The organism is Pseudomonas sp. RL_15y_Pfl2_60 (genome assembly GCF_963970595.1).
In the GTDB taxonomy this organism is placed as follows: Bacteria; Pseudomonadota; Gammaproteobacteria; order Pseudomonadales; family Pseudomonadaceae; genus Aquipseudomonas.
This window is the reverse complement of record NZ_CAXAOE010000007.1, coordinates 156,497-172,945: the sequence shown is the minus strand read 5'-3', so window position 1 is coordinate 172,945 and position 16,449 is coordinate 156,497. Positions and strand designations below refer to the sequence as shown.

The window sequence follows — 16,449 nt, the reverse complement described above, 5'->3', positions numbered from 1 at the left end:
GGTTAATGCCAGCTTGATCAGGAGAGACTTAATGAATGCGAACAACAGTTGGCTGATCCGCAACGCCAGCGCCATCATGACCGGTATGTCTGGCAGCGCAGCACGGGCTGACGGGCCAGATATCCGGATAATTGACGGGCGTATTGCTGCGATTGGTCAGTTACAGCCACAGGTCGGCGAGGCGCAAATTGATGCCCGCGATTGCGTGGTGTACCCGGCGTGGGTCAACACCCATCATCACCTGTTTCAATCCTTGCTCAAGGGTGAGCCACAAGGGCTTAACCAGAGCCTGACCCAATGGCTGGCTTCGACGCCTTACCGCTTTCGGGGGGCCTTTGATGAGCAGAGCTTCCGCTTGGCGGTGCGCATTGGTTTGGTCGAGCTGGCGCGTTCGGGCTGCGCCACTGTCGCCGATCACCATTATTTGTATTACCCGGGCATGCCCTTTGACAGCGCCGCGATTCTGTTTGAAGAGGCCGAGGCGCTGGGTTTGCGCTTTGTCCTGTGCAGGGGAGGCGCCACGCAGACACGCCAGCTTGAAGCCGAGTTGCCGCAGGCCATGCGCCCGGAAAAAATCGATGATTACCTGGCCGATGTCGCTCGCCTGACTCAGCAGTATCACGACCCGGCAGCCGATTCATACCGGCGTATCGTCATGGCGCCGACCACCACGCTGCACTCGACCACGCCGGATGAGCTGCGCGAAACCGCCCGTGCTGCCCGCCAGTTGGGTATCCGCATGCACAGCCATCTTTCTGAAACCGTGGATTATCTGGACGCCGCCCGCGGCAAGTTCAACATGACGCCGGTGCAGTTCTGCGCTGAGTATGAATGGCTAGGCACTGACGTCTGGTTTGCGCATCTGGTCAAGTTATTGCCTGATGAAATTCGTATGCTCGGCCAAACCGGCACCGGTATCGCCCATTGCCCGCAGAGTAATGGACGACTCGGCAGTGGCATCGCTGACATCCTTGCGCTGGAGGCTGCCGGAGTAGCGGTGTCGATTGGGGTGGACGGCGCGGCATCGAATGAGGCGGCTGACATGCTCAGTGAAACCCATGCTGCCTGGCTGCTGCAGCGTGCCCGTAAAGGCCAGTTGGCCGAGCCGCGCTATGCCGGTGGCCAGTTCGAAGGCGGAGCTGATGCGGCAAGCATTGAAGACGTGGTGCGCTGGGGCACCACCGGCGGCGCCAAGGTGCTCGGGCTGGATGCCTTAGGTGGCCTGGCCGTTGGCATGGCGGCGGACCTGGCGATTTATGCCCTGGATGATCCTCGTTATTTTGGCCTGCATGATTTAGCCATTGCTCCGGTCGCCTGCGGCGGTCGCGCCCGGTTGCAGGCGCTGTTGGTCGGCGGTAAGCGGGTCGTGGAGAATGATCATATCGCCGGGCTGGACATGGCTGCGCTAGGCCGTGAAGCGGCTGCGGCAGTGCGTGGACTGCAGCAACGCGCAGGGTTGCGCGCATGAGCTGGGTCGAGATGAAAGTCCGTGGTTTACGCGAGGAAGCCGAAGGCATCCTTGGCCTCGAGCTGTGTCCGGTAAATGACGATGGCTTGCCCTTTAGCTGGACTGCCGGGGCCCATGTCGACCTGCAGTTGGGCAGTGGTTTGGTGCGCCAGTATTCCCTGACCAACCTGGCTGGGGAAGGCTGTTTACGTTTGGCCATCAAGCGCGAACCTGAATCCCGTGGCGGTTCGCAATGGCTGCATGAGCAACTGCGTCTGGGTGCGCGTATGCAGGTTGGAGTGCCGCGCAATGTGTTTGCTTTGGCGCCGGGCAATGCGCCAGTGGTGCTGGTCGCAGCGGGGATTGGTGTGACGCCGTTGCTCGCCATGTACCGCGCCTGCCGGGCGCAGCAACGCTCGGTCCATTTGTATTACTTCAGTCGCAGCCGTGCTCAAAGTGCTTTTCTTGACGAATTGCAAGCGCAGCCTGATGTCAGCTTGTTCTGCGGGTTATCCAGTGTCGAAATCGCTCGACAATTGCCTGCGCTGTTAGCTAATCGCCAGCCCGACACTTTGCTGTACAGCTGTGGCCCAGCAGGGTTTATGGATTGCGTGTTCGAGTTGGCAGGCGCCGCTGGTTGGCCAAGTGAGGCGCTCCACCGCGAGCACTTTCAGGCTCAGCTGCAAGCGCCTGAGCGAGCAGCAGCCAATCAGGCGCAGGCAGTGCAATTGCTGTTGGCAAAAAGCGGCAAGCAGGTTGCCGTTAACCCGGGTGAAACGCTGGTGGCAGCCGCCGCCCGGGTTGGCGTGGATATCGCCACTTCTTGCGGCATGGGCATGTGTGGCGCCTGCATGACCCGGGTTGTCAGCGGTGGAATTGACCATCACGACCAGTATTTGTCGAATGCGGAGCGCGCGTCAGGCGAATGGATAATGCCTTGCGTTTCCAGTTGTTCGAGCAATGAGTTGGTGCTTGATATTTAGCTGTTCGCTTGAGCTTTGGCTTCGGCCTCTGCTTGTTGCTTTTGTTGTTCACGCTGCCCGCCCAGATACCAGCCCAGCAATCCCCAAACTGCCGCGCACAGGGCTCCGGCCAGTGCAGCAACCATCACGCCATTAGACAAACTGTCGATCAGCGCCTTTGCCCAGGCGCTGGCGGCATCACCGGCGCGATAGACCACGGTGTCGATAAAGTTCTTGGCTTTGTATTTGGTCTGCGCATCGAGCGGTGCAAAGAGCATTTCACGGCCGGGGCGCACGCAGGCGTATTCGCCTACGCGCCGTACAATCATCAAGGCCGCGAGTACGGCGAAGGTTGGTGCCAGCGCCAAACCGATAAACCCCAAGCAGACTAAAAACGGCACGCCTGCGAGCAGGGCGCGAATACCAAAACGCTGAGCGATACGCCCGGTGATAAACAGCTGCGCGAGCAGTGACAACGCCTGCACAGTAAAGTCGATCAGGCCGAATACACGAACCTGCTCGTCGCGGCTGGTGAAGGTTTCTGCGACCAGCCGTGCCTGCTCGAAATAGAGGAAGGTGCTGGCGGTGGCCAGCAAAATCACAAATGCGCTGATGCCCAATAAATAGGGTGAGCGCACGACTTGAGTGAAGCCACTAAAAGGGTTGCCTAGCACAGGTTTTTGCGGATTTTCGTTGTGTTTTGCACCCGGTCTTCCCGCGCCGTTGATGGCGCGCCAATGCATCAGGTAGCCTTTGCTGAGCAAGGCCAGCGCCAACAGTGCTGCTGCGCAAACCATCAAGCCGCTTTCTCCAAGGACACTGATCAGCAACGCGCCAAAGGCCGGGCCGATCAAGCCGCCAGTACTGGCGCCGGCCGCGATAAAGGCGAACAGGCGTTTGGCTTGCTGGCTGTCGAATACATCGCTCATCAGGCTCCAGGCCACGGAAACCACGAACAGGTTGTAGACCGATAGCCATACATAAAAGCTGCGGGCCAGCCATACGTCGCGCTCAATCAGGCTGAATAAGGCTGCAAAGCCTAATAAATTGAGGATGAAAAAACCGTAGACCCAGTCGATGTAGCGTTGGCGCGGCACATGTGAGTTGAGCCAGGCAAACAGCGGCACGGCGATCAACATCAGGATAAATGTCGCGCTAAACAGCCATTGCAGATTCTCTACGCCGCCAACGATGCCCATCGCCTCGCGAATCGGGCGCAGCATGAAATAGCCACTGAACAGGCACAGAAACAGGACGAATCCGCTCAGCGCAGCCAGCAGCTCTTCGGGTTTTGCATTGATGGCGCTGGCAAACCGCTGAGCGGGGATCATAAAAACGGCTGGGGCTTACGCGCAGTGTTCATCAGCTAAATGCCTGAACGATCCGCTCGCGTAGCGCTGCATCAGGCAGTCGACCCATGCCTGCCTTGATGTTGTCGGTCACGTAGCGAGGCGTTGATGTGGCTGGTAGCACTGCGGTAACTGCTGGGTGTGCGAGGATGAATTTAAGCAACAGCTGCGCCCAGGATGTGGCGTCTGTATCGATCGCCCAGCCCGGTAAAGACTGTCCTTTGACCTTGCTGAGTAATTGACCGCGCATAAAAGGCCGGTTGACCAGCACGGCAATGCCATTATCGGCACAGTACGGCAGCAGATGCTTTTCGGCGTTGCGTTCGCCGATCGAGTAATTGAGCTGTACAAAGTCTGGCTTGTGCTGTTTCAGCGACTCGAGCAGGTCGTCGTGCGCGGACTCCAGGTAGTGGGTGATCCCCGTGTAGCGAATCTTGCCTTGCTCTTTAAGCTCGCGCATCAACTTCATTTGCGTAGCGGTATCTTGCAGGTTGTGCACCTGCAGCAGATCGATCTTGTCGGTCTGTAATTTCTCCAGGCTGGAGTTGAATTGCGCAAGGCCGTTATCGCGGCCGGTTGCCGATAACTTGGTCGCCAGAAATGCCTTGCGCTGAGTGTCAATGCGCTTGAGCAGCAAGCCGGTGACGGCCTCGGCTGTGCCGTAGCTTGGAGCGGTATCGATAAGCGTTGCGCCACCGTTGATAAAGTTACGCATGACCAGATCGAGCGGGTTAATCCCGGTTTCATTCGGGGTTACGTTAAAGGTGCGCGAGGTGCCCAGGCCAATAACCGGGAGCATTTCATCGCTGACCGGTATCTTGCGCCGCAGCAATTGGCTGGGTTCACTGGCGAAGGCCAGGCCTGGCAGCAGTGGTGCAGCGGCTGCTAGACCAAGCAAGGTAGCGCTGCGTTGTATGAAGTGGCGGCGGCTGGACATAAATCCTCCTGTTGAGCGGTGCGCAGCAGGCGCATCGTAGGATCATAGCCTGATGACTACCCGTCACCGAGCTGCGGAATAAACGAGTTGTTACTGGCTGTGTCGATATAAACGATCCCATGAGCGGCTGAACCAGTACGATCGGGGCAATCAGCCTCAGGCAAAATCAGATTTATCCGGGCTTACCGGATGATTGTGGGCTCGGTCGCTGGAATGTTTTGCCTTGGCTGCAAGCTCATCGCGGTCGATCAAGTATCAACTGACAGCTTCCAGCGCCTCGAGAAAACTCTCAAGCACCAAGTGCGGTCGTCGGCCTTTGCGGGTCACCGCTGCTAAATTCAAATCATAGAAGCGTGAGTCGGCTTTCAACGCGCGCAGGCGACCTTGTTGTACCCAGGCACTGGCGTAATGGTCGGGCAGATAACCAATGTAGCGTCCGGTCAGAATCAGAAACGCCATGCCTTCACGGTCGGAGGCACTGGCGGTGCAGTTGAGCACCTGGTAGTGCGTCTGTATTTCTGAGGGTAAGCGAAAGGTTGGGGCGATAGCGTCCTGGGTGTTCAAGCGTTTGTCATCAAGCAACTGGTCGTCTGCGTAAAACAACGGATGGCCGACGGCGCAATAAAGCAGCGAACGTTCATCGTACAGCGGCTGGTAGTCGAGCCCGGACAATGCGCCGGATTGCGGCACAACGCCAATGTGCAGGCGGCCGTCGAGCACACCCTGTTCGACTTCACTGGGGGGTGTCATGCGGATGTTGACCCTCACGTCCGGGCCGCGCTCCTTGAGCCGCGAAAGGGCATTGGTTATGCGCATGTGCTGCACGGTGACCAGGTTGTCGGTCAGGCCGATATTGAGCTCGCCACGCAGGTTCTGGTGCAGGCCGTTGACTTCAGTGCGGAAGCTTTCCAGCGCAGCCAGTAGTTGCTGGGTCGACTGGAACACTTCTCGGCCTTCTTCGGTCAGGGCAAAGCCGGCGCGTCCTCGCTGGCAGAGGCGCAGACCCAGGCGTTGCTCAAGGTCGCTCATTTGCTGACTGATGGCCGAGCGGCCTATGCCCAGTACGCTTTCAGCCGCGGAAAAACCACCGGATTCAACGACGCTACGGAACAGTTTCAGCAGGCGAATATCAAAGTCGCTGACTTGGGCGAGAGGATCGGGACGACGAGTGCTCATTAGTTTAGTAACCGGTGAACTAAAGATATGAAGAGTTAAGTTTTACCGACTTTATGCCCGTGGCACCTTTAATGGCAAGTGTACTTCACGTCCGAACATTGTCTTCTAGCGAGGCCGTCCCATGAACATGCCCCAGTCTGCTACTCCGCCATTGACCAGCCAGCTCAAGCTGGATGCTCACTGGATGCCGTTTTCCGCCAACCGTAACTTCCATCGCGACCCACGTTTTATTGTGTCTGCCGAAGGCAGCTGGCTGACGGATGACAAGGGGCGCAAGATCTACGACAGCCTTTCGGGTCTGTGGACCTGTGGTGCCGGCCACTCGCGCAAGGAAATTCAGGACGCCGTTGCCAAGCAGCTGGGTACGCTCGATTACTCGCCTGGCTTCCAGTACGGCCATCCGCTGTCATTCCAGCTGGCCGAGCAAATTGCCGATCTGCTGCCGGCTGGCCTTGATCATGTGTTCTTCACCAGCTCGGGGTCCGAGTGCGCTGATACCTCGGTAAAAATGGCCAAAGCCTACTGGCGCCTGAAAGGCCAGCCCGCCAAGACCAAATTCATTGGCCGCGCCCGTGGTTATCACGGGGTGAACATCGCCGGTACCAGCCTTGGTGGCATTAACGGTAACCGCAAGATGTACGGCCAGTTCATGGACGTTGATCACCTGCCACACACACTGCAGCCGGGCATGGCCTTCACCAAGGGCATGGCCGAGACGGGCGGCGTCGAGCTGGCCAATGAGCTGCTCAAGTTGATCGAGCTGCACGATGCGTCGAACATCGCTGCGGTCATTGTCGAGCCAATGTCGGGTTCAGCTGGTGTGCTGGTGCCGCCAGTGGGCTACTTGCAGCGCCTGCGTGAGATCTGCACCCAGCACAATATCCTGCTGATTTTCGATGAGGTGATCACCGCATTCGGGCGCATGGGCAAATGGTCGGGCGCTGAGTACTTCGGTGTGACGCCGGACATCATGAACACCGCCAAGCAAATCACCAATGGTGCGGTGCCGCTGGGTGCAGTGATTGCGTCCAACGAAATCTATCAAACCTTTATGAACCAGCCATCGCCGGAGCACATGGTTGAATTCAGTCATGGCTACACCTACTCGGCGCATCCGGTGGCCTGTGCTGCGGGCCTGGCTTCACTAGAGTTGCTCAAGCGTGAAAACCTGGTGCAGCAGTCGGCTGAAATCGAACCGCACTTTGCCAATGCCCTGCACGGCCTCAAGGGCGCCAAGCACGTCATTGATATCCGCAACTGCGGCCTGGCCGGAGCCATTCAGCTGGCGCCGCGCGATGGCGATGCGGTGATTCGTCCGTTCGAGGCGGGCATGGCCTTGTGGAAAGCAGGCTTCTATGTGCGCTTCGGTGGCGATACCCTGCAGTTTGGGCCAACCTTCAATGCCAAGCGTGAAGACCTCGACCGTGTCTTCGATGCTGTTGGCCAAGCACTGCAAGGTGTTGATTAATGACCAAGCGCACACAGGCGGTCGCGACCGTTCAGGTCGATAACAGCGATGTTATCGTGACTGAATGGCGGTTTGCGCCGGGCAGCGAAACCGGTGCTCATCACCATGGCTACGATTACGTGGTGGTGCCCATGACTGCGGGCACACTGCTGCTGGAAACGCCAGAAGGCGACAAGCATGCAAGCCTGGTTGCTGGCCAAGCCTACTTTCGCAAAGCCGGTGTCGAGCACAATGTGGTCAACGCCAGCGAACACGAAGTGGTGTTCGTCGAGACCGAGATCAAAGCAGCGCAATAGCTATCAGGGAACGGCAAGCGCGGTTCCTTACTTCACATACCTTAGGGCGCTGGACCGGGTTCAGCCCTCATAAACAAGTTGCTAACGGAGAATTCCATGAGCGCAGTGAATCATTTAATCCATGGCGAGCAAGTTGCTGGCACTGGCCGCACCGCAGACGTGTTCAACCCGTCTACAGGCGAGGTTATCCACCAGGTTGCGCTGGCAGATCGCGCCACCATCCAGCAAGCGATCGACTCGGCCAAATCTGCTTTCCCGGCATGGCGCAATACGCCGCCAGCCAAGCGTGCGCAGATCATGTTCCGCTTCAAGCAATTGCTTGAGCAGCATGAAGCCGCCATCTCGAAGATGATCAGCGAAGAGCACGGCAAGACCCTTGAAGACGCTGCCGGTGAGTTGAAGCGCGGTATCGAAAACGTGGAGTACGCGTGCGGCGCGCCAGAAATTCTCAAGGGCGAATACAACCGTAACGTCGGCCCGAATATCGATGCCTGGAGCGACTTCCAACCGGTTGGCGTGGTGGCTGGTATTACCCCGTTTAACTTCCCGGCGATGGTGCCACTGTGGATGTATCCGCTGGCAATCGTTTGCGGTAACTGTTTTATCCTCAAGCCTTCCGAGCGCGATCCAAGCTCGACGCTGTATATCGCTCAGTTGCTGCAAGAGGCGGGTTTGCCAAAAGGCGTGCTGAACGTTGTTCATGGCGACAAGGAAGCGGTTGATGCGCTGATCGAAGCCCCGGAAGTCAAAGCCTTGAGCTTTGTAGGCTCGACGCCGATTGCCGAATATATCTATTCCGAAGGCACCAAGCGCGGCAAGCGCGTCCAGGCGTTGGGCGGGGCGAAAAACCACGCCGTGTTAATGCCAGACGCAGACCTGGACAATGCAGTCAGCGCTCTGATGGGCGCCGCCTACGGCTCCTGTGGCGAGCGTTGCATGGCCATTTCCGTTGCCGTTTGCGTAGGTGACCAGATTGCTGATGCGATGATCAAAAAGCTGGTGCCACAGATCAAGGCACTGAAAATCGGCGCGGGTACTTCTACCGGGCTGGACATGGGGCCGCTGGTTACCGGCGCTCACCGTGACAAGGTCAAGGGCTACGTTGATGCGGGCGTTGCCGCTGGCGCCGAGCTGGTTGTCGATGGTCGTGGCTTTAGCGTTGCTGGCAACGAGCAGGGCTTCTTCCTCGGTGGTTGCTTGTTTGACCGTGTAACCCCTGAGATGAGCATCTACAAGGAAGAAATCTTCGGCCCTGTGCTCTGTGTGGTTCGCGTCAACAGCCTCGAAGAAGCCATGCAGCTGATCAACGATCACGAATACGGTAACGGAACTTGCATCTTCACCCGCGACGGTGAGTCTGCACGCTTGTTCTGCGACGAAATCGAAGTCGGCATGGTTGGGGTCAATGTGCCGCTGCCAGTACCGGTGGCTTACCACAGCTTTGGTGGCTGGAAGCGTTCGCTATTTGGCGATCTGCACGCCTATGGCCCAGACGGCGTACGTTTCTACACCCGTCGCAAAGCCATCACCCAGCGCTGGCCACAACGCGCCAGCCATGAAGCCGCTTCCTTTGCCTTCCCAAGCAACGGTTAACAGCGGCTTGTTTCAGGGCTGTGTGAGTCGCCACTGAAACGTTAGTCAATAAAAAGACCCGTCATATTTGGCGGGTCTTTTTATATGCGGCTTTGGCTGCTGGTGGACAAGCTTCGCGTTGTCACACCCTACCTATCTGGTGAGTGGCGCGTAGGGTGGATAACGCTTTTTTACCCACCAATTATCAAAAGCAGCCGTCAACGGATGCGCGCGCAGTGATCGGCAGAGTTGGATACAATCGGCAAATTATAGAATCACGGCGCGGCAAACAACTGCGTTGTCTTTGAGGTTTGTATGTCACCCCTTGAACTTGTAGCCGCCACTCTAGGCGTCATTGCCGTGTGGCTGACGGTTAAACAGAATATCTGGTGCTGGCCGGTCGGGCTGGTGATGGTGTTGATGTACAGCTGGATCTTCTTCGAAGTAAAGCTGTATTCCGACATGCTTCTGCAGGTTGTTTACGCCGCGCTGCAACTCTATGGCTGGTGGCAATGGACGCACGGCGGCGCTGATCATAGTGGTCGCCAGATCAGCCGTTTGAGCGCAAAAACGCTAAGCGCCAGCCTGCTATTGGGGGCGCTAGGCAGTGGCGCCTTGGGGTATGTGATGGCGACTCATACCGATGCTACCGCACCTTGGCTGGATGCGGCACTGACCGCGTTCAGCTTGGTTGCGCAAGTCTGGATGGCGCAGAAACGTCTCGAGTGTTGGGTGCTCTGGATCATTGTTGACGTTATCTTCGTCGGTCTGTTCGTCAGCAAAGAGCTGTACCTCACGGCTGGCCTGTATGCGTTGTTCACTTTGCTGGCAGTGCAAGGCTGGCGCAGCTGGCGGCGTACGCCCGAGCTTGCATACGCATGAAGGTCTTGGTTCTGACCGGGCCCGAGTCGACCGGTAAAAGTTGGTTGGCCGCTACTGTGCAAGCGCAATTTGGCGGCGTCGTGGTTGGCGAGTATGTGCGTTATTTTATTGATCAACAGCAGCGTGATACCTGTTACGCGGACATCCCAACCATCGCTCGTGGCCAGCTTGAATGGGAAGATAAAGCCCGCGCCGAGCGGCCTGAACTCTTGATTCTCGACACTCATTTGCTGAGCAATTTGCTCTGGAGCCGTGAGCTCTTTGGCGATTGCCCGGCGTGGATAGAAAATGCGCTGCTTGCGCGCCGCTATGATCTGAATTTACTGCTCGACCCGCAAGGGGTTCCCTGGGTTGAAGATGGCCAGCGCTGCCAGCCGCAATTGGCTGAGCGAATACGCTTTTTTGAGGACTGCCGCGACTGGCTGATCCGCCATCAGCAGCCTTTTATCACTCTGCAAGGTGATTGGGCAGAGCGTCAACGCCAAGCTTTGAGTCATGTTCAGCAATGGTTGGCTGAAGGCTCATCGGCATAGGTTTCAGTCGTATTGCCAGCGTTTGAGGATAGCGTCCAGCTTGCCGTTATCTTTGAGCCGCTGCAGAGCGCTTGCAAAGGCCTTGGCGTGTTGTTGGTCATTTTTATTGAAAGCAGCGTAGCGCGGCATTTCGACCAATACGCGCGGTAAAATCCGTACCTTGGACGCCGAGTTTTGCTCCTGCACGAAATACATCAACTGGGTCTTGTCGCCGATGATGATGTCAATTCTACCTGCCAATAGCATTGACACTAATTGCCTTGGATTGAGTGCGCTGGTATCTCGCGAAAGCTCGGCGTGGTCAAAGGTTGTTTCGTAGGCATACCCTCTAACTTGACCTATCACATAGGGCGTCAAGTCCTCGAAGCTTTGCCAATCTGTTATGGCGGTCTTATGGGTAGTCATAAACACCGTAGCGCCGCTGCGCAGCGGCCCCACTAGCTGGTATTGATCCATGCGCTGGGCCGTGCCTGCAAAGGCAAATGCCAGGTTGGCTTCATTGCGTTCGAGCATTTGCTTGACGCGTTGCCATGGATACAGACGTATTCTGAAATCCAGCTTCGCCTCGCTCAAAACTGCACTGACCAAGTCCACGTCCAGGCCCATCGGTGTCTCACTATGGGCTTGCGTGAAGCTGTAGGGCGCGAACTGATCATCGGCCACTGCCAGCAAGGGTGTCGCGGACACTGGCTCGCAGACGTACAGCAACAGGCTGAGCAAAAGGTATCGCATAGCAAGCCCCACTTGGTCGAGCGCCGAATAAAACCACGGTGCAGTACATATCTATGCTAGCTAATGCTGGCAGCATATGTGCAACTTACACTTGAGTTTTGGGGGCTGGCTGGAACCTGTGGTTGAATCAGAGCAGGTATAAGGGTTTGAACCCGCCCTGATTGGCGTCAGTCAAACCTTTCTGACGAACTCGGATTTGAGTTTCATTGCACCGATACCGTCAATTTTACAGTCAATATCATGATCGCCGTCGCACAAGCGAATGCCTTTGACCTTGGTGCCGACTTTGACCACCAGCGATGAACCCTTGACCTTGAGATCTTTGATCACGGTAATAGTATCGCCGTCCTGGAGTGGGTTGCCGACGGAGTCCTTGATTAGTTTGGTGTCATCGGCCGTGTTGTCTTCGGCGTTGGCAGGCCACTCATGCGCGCATTCAGGGCAGATCAGCAGGGTACCGTCTTCATAGGTGTATTCAGAGTTGCATTTGGGGCATGGCGGCAGGGAGCTCACAGCGCGACCTCGGGTTCTGTTTGGTAAATGGCCGTATATTGTATAGGGTTTTAACGGCATTGCGGCCAACAACGCTGACTTGAGTCTTTAGCGATGATCCGATACTGACTGTTGTGTTTCGGGCCAGATGGTTTGAGCCTGTCCTGGAAACATGCGCGCCAGCGCCTATTAGGTCAGGGGCAGTCAGTTGAGGATTCGAGGTTGTTCCCGAGCCGTGCCCAAAAAGTGGTAGTGGCTAGTAATAGTCAACTGCAACTAATGGCGTGGCTGGCTGGTACGGCCTGCTATTGATGATAGTTACTTCCCTTAAAGCGAAGATGAAATCACTACGCCACTAGTTTGGCCAGGGCTGAAACTTGTTTGGTTGTGAACCCGTTCGCAATTAATGTGTGTGGCGAAAAAATACACTCGGTAATCTTCTATTTCCTACACCACCAAAAACATGATTCTCCGCTTTGGGGTATATCCTTGTTTCCATAGAAACAAGGACCTAAAGATGCATATGACTAAACGTAGTGTTGAAAACTGAATCAAATCGCCGAATTGCGGTCTTCTCTGGGCGAAATGTTGTGCCCAGGATTTAACAGTCCGCTCTTTTGTTGGGCTTGGCTTTTGTACGAAACTTTTGTATGGAACTAGGTACTGGTCACCCATTCCCAAAGACAGCTGATTGAATGAGTTGTTGCGTGGATGCGCAGCGGGTGGCATGTATTGATTTTGTGGCTGCGAACAGCGTTTATATGTAACAAGGATTGTGATGGCAATGGCCACTGTAATTATTTGTGTCAGGCAACTCTATAGTCGAGGAAAACTTCAGGTATTCGGACTTGGCTTCTGTGCTCATTACATTGGCGGTTTTGTAGTGCTTAACCCTTTTGTTAGGACCCAACTCGACAACGCCCCCATAGATTCATATGCTTTGTGTGCATTAGCCATGCTTCCTTGCTGGCCATGTCAGAGATCGCCGGAATGATGGAGAAAACGCGAATGCCATCTTTCCTGTCTGGGGTGGAGCGAGACCCACTCGATACTGACTTTATAAGAATGAGCTTCCGCTCTTTTGTGCAGCGCGGCATTCTTATCATCATGGTTGTAAACCCACTGCATGCGATTTTACTTTGGTTGAACCACAGTGATTGGTGGCCGTTCAGTCTCATCGCATTGTTTGTTCAGTTGCCGTTCTATCCATTGTGCGCGCAGCACCGTTCTTTTGCAGTATTTCTACCCAGTGTATTGATGCTGTTTGCAACTGTGCTTGTGTATATCCTGTTGTTTTCAAAACATTTTGGTTCCAGCGCTGGATTCCATTATCTGATTATGTCGCTGATTCCGCTGGTGATATTTGCCGGGCGAATTGGGCTAAAACTCAAGGTGTTTATATGTTTGATGATGGCCATTGGTATGTTTATGGTCGAACTCGAACTGCGAGGGGTGGCTACTAGTTCGGTGAGCGTCGAGGCATTGAAACAGTTGCGGGTTTTGAATTTACTGATTTGCTTTATCACCCTATCCATGCTGACCTTTACCCACTTTGTCACTGTTTCGCGGATTCAGTCCAAGCTGCAATTTTTGGCGGCTTATGATCCGCTCACACAGTTGGTTAATCGTCGACGAATGGGGCAACTGGCTGAGCAGGAAATTTTGCAAAGCCGACGTCAGCAATATCCCTTATCGGTGATTTTGGCGGACGTTGATAATTTTAAAATGATCAATGACCGTCACGGGCACCCGGTTGGCGACGCAGCTTTGCAGCACATCAGTGAGTTGATTAGCACCATCGCCCGTGATACGGACAGCTGTTGTCGCTGGGGCGGCGAGGAGTTTTTGGTTTTATTGCCCCATACAACCTTGCAAGGTGCCATGCAGGTCGCTGAGCGTATAAGAGAGGACGTTGCCGCAACCCCTTTGCATGCACACGAGCTTGAGCTAGAGATGCAATTGACGCTGGGGGTGGCGATGCTGATGCCGAACGAGGAACTGGCGGAGTTGATCATGCGTGCAGATACAGCGCTTTATGAAGGCAAGCGTGCGAGCCGTAACTGCGTTGTTATAAGCGATCCACAACCGAGCTAGCTCAAGGTGTCACGCTGTTGGGGGCTGGCCAATTCAAGGTACCCGAGTCACTGAAGCGCGATGTACCGAATAGGCCGCCTGCAAATTTGCCGCTTAGTTCATATGGCAAGCCCTGACCCGGTTTATAGCCTGATGCGCCCATGGCTTGGCGCATCGCCGAAAATGCCGAGATAGTGACAGGCACGCTGATCACCGCTTCGCCAAAGCGCGGAACCTGCCCGCTCTGGTCGCTGACGCCACTGGCCAGTGGTTGATTATTTACATCAAGGTCCAGGGCAATGCCGTTGTAATCAATGGCGCTGTCATTCGGGTTTTGTACCCGCAGCTTTACCGAGAAGCGCATTTCCAGGCCTTCGCCGGGCAGGGGCTCAATACCCACTAGGTCGATCTTTACCGGATCGCGTGGCGTCAGGCTGCTGCAGGCTGCCAAACTGATAATGAAAAAACTGGCCAGAGCTGCTCGAAGCAGCGTGCTAACAGGTGAAGTGCTGAAGTTGAGCATGGCTGAGGTTCCGTTCAATTATGCAAAATTTGGCTGGCGCACAGCATGCAACGTCATAGCGACAGACCACAAACACTTATTTAGGCTGTGCGGTGTTGTTTAGCCGCCAGAACAATCGCGATACCGCCGAGCACTGCGGTTGAGCTTAATAGCAGGCGCAATGTCAGCGCCTCGCCGAGCAAAAGGCTGCCAGCCAATGCGGTCAGGATTGGCACACTTAGCTGTACGGTGGCCGCCTGGAATGATTTCAATCCGCGCAATGCACTGTACCAGATCGCGTAGCCGACCCCTGATGTAAGCGCTCCAGACAGCACTGCGTAGCCCAAGCCAGCAGCGTCCCACTGGAGGCGGCTGATAAAAACAGCGCTGATAACCAACCCCATCGGCACTGCCCGTAAGAAATTCCCAGCGGTGGTTGCCAGCGGGTCTGCCGCGCCGCGGCCCATCAATGAATAAGCGCCCCAGGCCACCCCGGATAACAGCATCAGCATGGCACTACTCAGCGCGGGCGTATTGGCTCCGGGGAGTAGCAATGCAACCAGTCCCACGAGCGCTAGCACCAGGCCGAGGGTGGTGGCGATACTGAAACGCTCACCGCGATAAAAGCCCCAGGCAATCATGCTCAGTTGTACTGCGCCAAACAGCAGCAGCGCGCCGCTACCGGCATCGAGGTTGATGTAGGCAAATGAAAAGGCGATGGCATAGGTCGTCAGCGCCAGGGCGCCTGACCAAGAGCCCGACAACGGCTGCGCAGTTGTTTTTAAACGCAGGATCACCAGCAGGGTGATTGCTCCAGCGACCAGGCGTACGCTGGTAAAGCTTGCAGCATCTATTTCAGTCGCTTTCAGCGCGAGACGGCAAACAATCGAGTTACCGGCAAAGGCGAGCATTGCCAAGGCGGTAAGCAGCAAAGTGCGCGAAGACATGGTGCATCCTTGTGTGCAGATGTACTCATCTAATCACACAAGCCTCGGCGAGGGCATTGGACTGAAGGCGTAATCTGAATCACGCGCAGGCGAAGATGGCCTAAGCCTGCGCGCGTGGCATCCTAGAAATGCACTTTTACGATGAAATTGGTCGCGCTCTGGTTTGTACCATCAAGGATGGTGTCGCCCAGGTAGCTATCGTTGTCGATACCGTATTTATCTTTCCAGTAATCGTATTCGATACCCACATACAGCTGTTTTTCACCCCAGCTCAGGGCTTTACCCAGGTCGTATTTGACCTGTGGGTTGAAGTGCAGGTTGGCGTGATAGCTGTTGTCATTGTCGACCACCCAGTCCATATAGCCGTCAATCAGGATATCCGAGTTACCCACAGGGATGGTGTAGCTCCAGACTGGCGTGATCTGCCAGACGTTATCGCCATCGCGCTTGCCGTCGGTGGTGCGCAAATAGGTGTTGATCTGGAAATAATCGAACCCGGGAATCGCCAAGTCAAAGCCAGGGCCTATCAGGTAAGACTCGGTGTCGTCTTCGCCAAACTCATAGGTCATCGCTAGTAGCACGTCTTTGACTGGGCCGAACTCCAGCTTGCTATTGAACAGCTTGCCGAACGACAGGCGCGGTGCAAACTCGCCGTAGAAAGTGCTGGAGTCACCGGCGCCATTGCGTTCAGCGCTATTGTAGGTGATGCCATCGATGAAGAAGAACAGGTCACCGACACTCCAGCCGCTGGCATGTTCAAACGACAAGGTTTGCTGATCTTCCGGGTCGACCTTGAAGTTCTCGCCGTACAGATAGGTGAGGCTGTTGTTTTGCCAGTGCAGATAATCGCCAGCAACAGCCTGGCCACCAGCCAGAAGCCCGCCGGCTAACATCAGAGTAGGGATAAAACGGTTCATCGGATGGTGCTCCTGGTGCGCAGAATTATAGTTTTAAACCTGTCTATTCGGTCAGGCTGTCGCTTCTAGAGCAAAAACAAAGCCAATTAGCGATTTTTTGTCTTTATGCGGCTATAAGTCGGGTTTTTCGGGTTTTTTTGCTGTGTTTGGTTACAGAATGATCA

Annotated in this window: 16 protein-coding genes; 8 read left to right on the top strand and 8 right to left on the bottom strand. The window is 55.6% G+C overall.

Translation table 11 applies throughout. The features are described from left to right. Nucleotides 1-31 precede the first annotated feature (31 nt). Both AACY26_RS19065 and AACY26_RS19060 read left to right on the top strand, forming a co-directional pair. Nucleotides 32-1,468, top strand: a complete 1,437-nt coding sequence (locus tag AACY26_RS19065; RefSeq protein ID WP_339516354.1) for an amidohydrolase family protein — start codon at nt 32-34, stop codon at nt 1,466-1,468. Further along, a complete protein-coding gene (locus AACY26_RS19060; RefSeq protein WP_339516352.1) occupies nt 1,465-2,430 on the top strand; it encodes a PDR/VanB family oxidoreductase in 966 nt (321 codons plus the stop codon). The genes AACY26_RS19065 and AACY26_RS19060 overlap by 4 nt, the downstream gene beginning before the upstream one ends. Here the strand turns inward: AACY26_RS19060 and AACY26_RS19055 are convergent. The 3 genes from AACY26_RS19055 to AACY26_RS19045 form a co-directional block, all read right to left on the bottom strand. Continuing rightward, nucleotides 2,427-3,740 (bottom strand): NTP/NDP exchange transporter, encoded by a 1,314-nt coding sequence (locus tag AACY26_RS19055; RefSeq protein WP_339516350.1) that lies wholly within the window; start codon nt 3,738-3,740, stop codon nt 2,427-2,429. The two genes, AACY26_RS19060 and AACY26_RS19055, sit on opposite strands and share 4 nt — an antisense overlap. 31 nt (nt 3,741-3,771) lie before the next feature. Then, entirely contained in the window at nt 3,772-4,695 is a 924-nt protein-coding gene (locus AACY26_RS19050; RefSeq protein WP_339516348.1) for an aldo/keto reductase, read from the bottom strand. Nucleotides 4,696-4,950: 255 nt separating this feature from the next. Beyond that, a complete protein-coding gene (locus AACY26_RS19045; RefSeq protein ID WP_339516346.1) occupies nt 4,951-5,871 on the bottom strand; it encodes a LysR family transcriptional regulator in 921 nt (306 codons plus the stop codon). Between the two features lie 121 nt (nt 5,872-5,992). On the opposite strand from AACY26_RS19045, the gene AACY26_RS19040 reads away from it, so the two are divergent. The 5 genes from AACY26_RS19040 to AACY26_RS19020 all read left to right on the top strand — a co-directional run bounded on the left by AACY26_RS19040 (nt 5,993) and on the right by AACY26_RS19020 (nt 10,622). Continuing rightward, complete coding sequence (locus AACY26_RS19040) at nt 5,993-7,339, top strand: aspartate aminotransferase family protein (protein WP_339516344.1); 1,347 nt, start codon at nt 5,993-5,995, stop codon at nt 7,337-7,339. Further along, complete coding sequence (locus AACY26_RS19035) at nt 7,339-7,635, top strand: cupin domain-containing protein (RefSeq protein WP_339516342.1); 297 nt, start codon at nt 7,339-7,341, stop codon at nt 7,633-7,635. Before AACY26_RS19040 ends, AACY26_RS19035 begins: the two co-directional genes overlap by 1 nt. 96 nt (nt 7,636-7,731) lie before the next feature. Then, nucleotides 7,732-9,228 (top strand): CoA-acylating methylmalonate-semialdehyde dehydrogenase, encoded by a 1,497-nt coding sequence (locus tag AACY26_RS19030; protein WP_339516340.1) that lies wholly within the window; start codon nt 7,732-7,734, stop codon nt 9,226-9,228. A gap of 294 nt (nt 9,229-9,522) precedes the next feature. Then, entirely contained in the window at nt 9,523-10,089 is a 567-nt protein-coding gene (pnuC, locus tag AACY26_RS19025) for a nicotinamide riboside transporter PnuC (RefSeq protein WP_339516338.1), read from the top strand. Then, nucleotides 10,086-10,622, top strand: a complete 537-nt coding sequence (locus AACY26_RS19020) for an AAA family ATPase (protein ID WP_339516337.1) — start codon at nt 10,086-10,088, stop codon at nt 10,620-10,622. Before pnuC ends, AACY26_RS19020 begins: the two co-directional genes overlap by 4 nt. A gap of 3 nt (nt 10,623-10,625) precedes the next feature. On the opposite strand, the gene AACY26_RS19015 is transcribed toward AACY26_RS19020, so the two are convergent. Together AACY26_RS19015 and AACY26_RS19010 are read right to left on the bottom strand one after the other, a co-directional pair. Next, nucleotides 10,626-11,354: a substrate-binding periplasmic protein gene (locus AACY26_RS19015; protein ID WP_339516336.1), complete on the bottom strand. Its 729-nt coding sequence runs from the start codon at nt 11,352-11,354 to the stop codon at nt 10,626-10,628. A gap of 171 nt (nt 11,355-11,525) precedes the next feature. Continuing rightward, a complete protein-coding gene (locus tag AACY26_RS19010) occupies nt 11,526-11,867 on the bottom strand; it encodes a zinc ribbon domain-containing protein YjdM (RefSeq protein ID WP_339516335.1) in 342 nt (113 codons plus the stop codon). Between the two features lie 987 nt (nt 11,868-12,854). Here AACY26_RS19010 and AACY26_RS19005 point away from each other — a divergent pair. Continuing rightward, entirely contained in the window at nt 12,855-13,940 is a 1,086-nt protein-coding gene (locus tag AACY26_RS19005; protein ID WP_339516333.1) for a GGDEF domain-containing protein, read from the top strand. 1 nt (nt 13,941) lies between these two features. On the opposite strand, the gene AACY26_RS19000 is transcribed toward AACY26_RS19005, so the two are convergent. From AACY26_RS19000 to AACY26_RS18990, 3 genes are all read right to left on the bottom strand, one after another. Next, nucleotides 13,942-14,442 carry an LEA type 2 family protein gene (locus tag AACY26_RS19000; RefSeq protein ID WP_339516331.1) on the bottom strand — a complete coding sequence of 167 codons (501 nt, stop codon included), beginning with the start codon at nt 14,440-14,442 and terminating at the stop codon, nt 13,942-13,944. Between the two features lie 80 nt (nt 14,443-14,522). Beyond that, nucleotides 14,523-15,368 (bottom strand): DMT family transporter, encoded by an 846-nt coding sequence (locus tag AACY26_RS18995; RefSeq protein WP_339516329.1) that lies wholly within the window; start codon nt 15,366-15,368, stop codon nt 14,523-14,525. A gap of 122 nt (nt 15,369-15,490) precedes the next feature. Next, a complete protein-coding gene (locus AACY26_RS18990) occupies nt 15,491-16,285 on the bottom strand; it encodes an outer membrane protein OmpK (RefSeq protein WP_339516327.1) in 795 nt (264 codons plus the stop codon). Between the last annotated feature and the right edge of the window lie 164 nt (nt 16,286-16,449).

What these genes read in the sequence shown, in the direction of transcription:
- AACY26_RS19065 (WP_339516354.1), top strand. Translation starts at nt 32, where the DNA reads ATGAATGCGAACAACAGTTGGCTGATCCGCAACGCCAGCGCCATCATG.
- AACY26_RS19060 (WP_339516352.1), top strand. Translation starts at nt 1,465, where the DNA reads ATGAGCTGGGTCGAGATGAAAGTCCGTGGTTTACGCGAGGAAGCCGAA.
- AACY26_RS19055 (WP_339516350.1), bottom strand. Translation starts at nt 3,740, where the DNA reads ATGATCCCCGCTCAGCGGTTTGCCAGCGCCATCAATGCAAAACCCGAA.
- AACY26_RS19050 (WP_339516348.1), bottom strand. Translation starts at nt 4,695, where the DNA reads ATGTCCAGCCGCCGCCACTTCATACAACGCAGCGCTACCTTGCTTGGT.
- AACY26_RS19045 (WP_339516346.1), bottom strand. Translation starts at nt 5,871, where the DNA reads ATGAGCACTCGTCGTCCCGATCCTCTCGCCCAAGTCAGCGACTTTGAT.
- AACY26_RS19040 (WP_339516344.1), top strand. Translation starts at nt 5,993, where the DNA reads ATGAACATGCCCCAGTCTGCTACTCCGCCATTGACCAGCCAGCTCAAG.
- AACY26_RS19035 (WP_339516342.1), top strand. Translation starts at nt 7,339, where the DNA reads ATGACCAAGCGCACACAGGCGGTCGCGACCGTTCAGGTCGATAACAGC.
- AACY26_RS19030 (WP_339516340.1), top strand. Translation starts at nt 7,732, where the DNA reads ATGAGCGCAGTGAATCATTTAATCCATGGCGAGCAAGTTGCTGGCACT.
- pnuC (WP_339516338.1), top strand. Translation starts at nt 9,523, where the DNA reads ATGTCACCCCTTGAACTTGTAGCCGCCACTCTAGGCGTCATTGCCGTG.
- AACY26_RS19020 (WP_339516337.1), top strand. Translation starts at nt 10,086, where the DNA reads ATGAAGGTCTTGGTTCTGACCGGGCCCGAGTCGACCGGTAAAAGTTGG.
- AACY26_RS19015 (WP_339516336.1), bottom strand. Translation starts at nt 11,354, where the DNA reads ATGCGATACCTTTTGCTCAGCCTGTTGCTGTACGTCTGCGAGCCAGTG.
- AACY26_RS19005 (WP_339516333.1), top strand. Translation starts at nt 12,855, where the DNA reads ATGCCATCTTTCCTGTCTGGGGTGGAGCGAGACCCACTCGATACTGAC.
- AACY26_RS19000 (WP_339516331.1), bottom strand. Translation starts at nt 14,442, where the DNA reads ATGCTCAACTTCAGCACTTCACCTGTTAGCACGCTGCTTCGAGCAGCT.
- AACY26_RS18995 (WP_339516329.1), bottom strand. Translation starts at nt 15,368, where the DNA reads ATGTCTTCGCGCACTTTGCTGCTTACCGCCTTGGCAATGCTCGCCTTT.
- AACY26_RS18990 (WP_339516327.1), bottom strand. Translation starts at nt 16,285, where the DNA reads ATGAACCGTTTTATCCCTACTCTGATGTTAGCCGGCGGGCTTCTGGCT.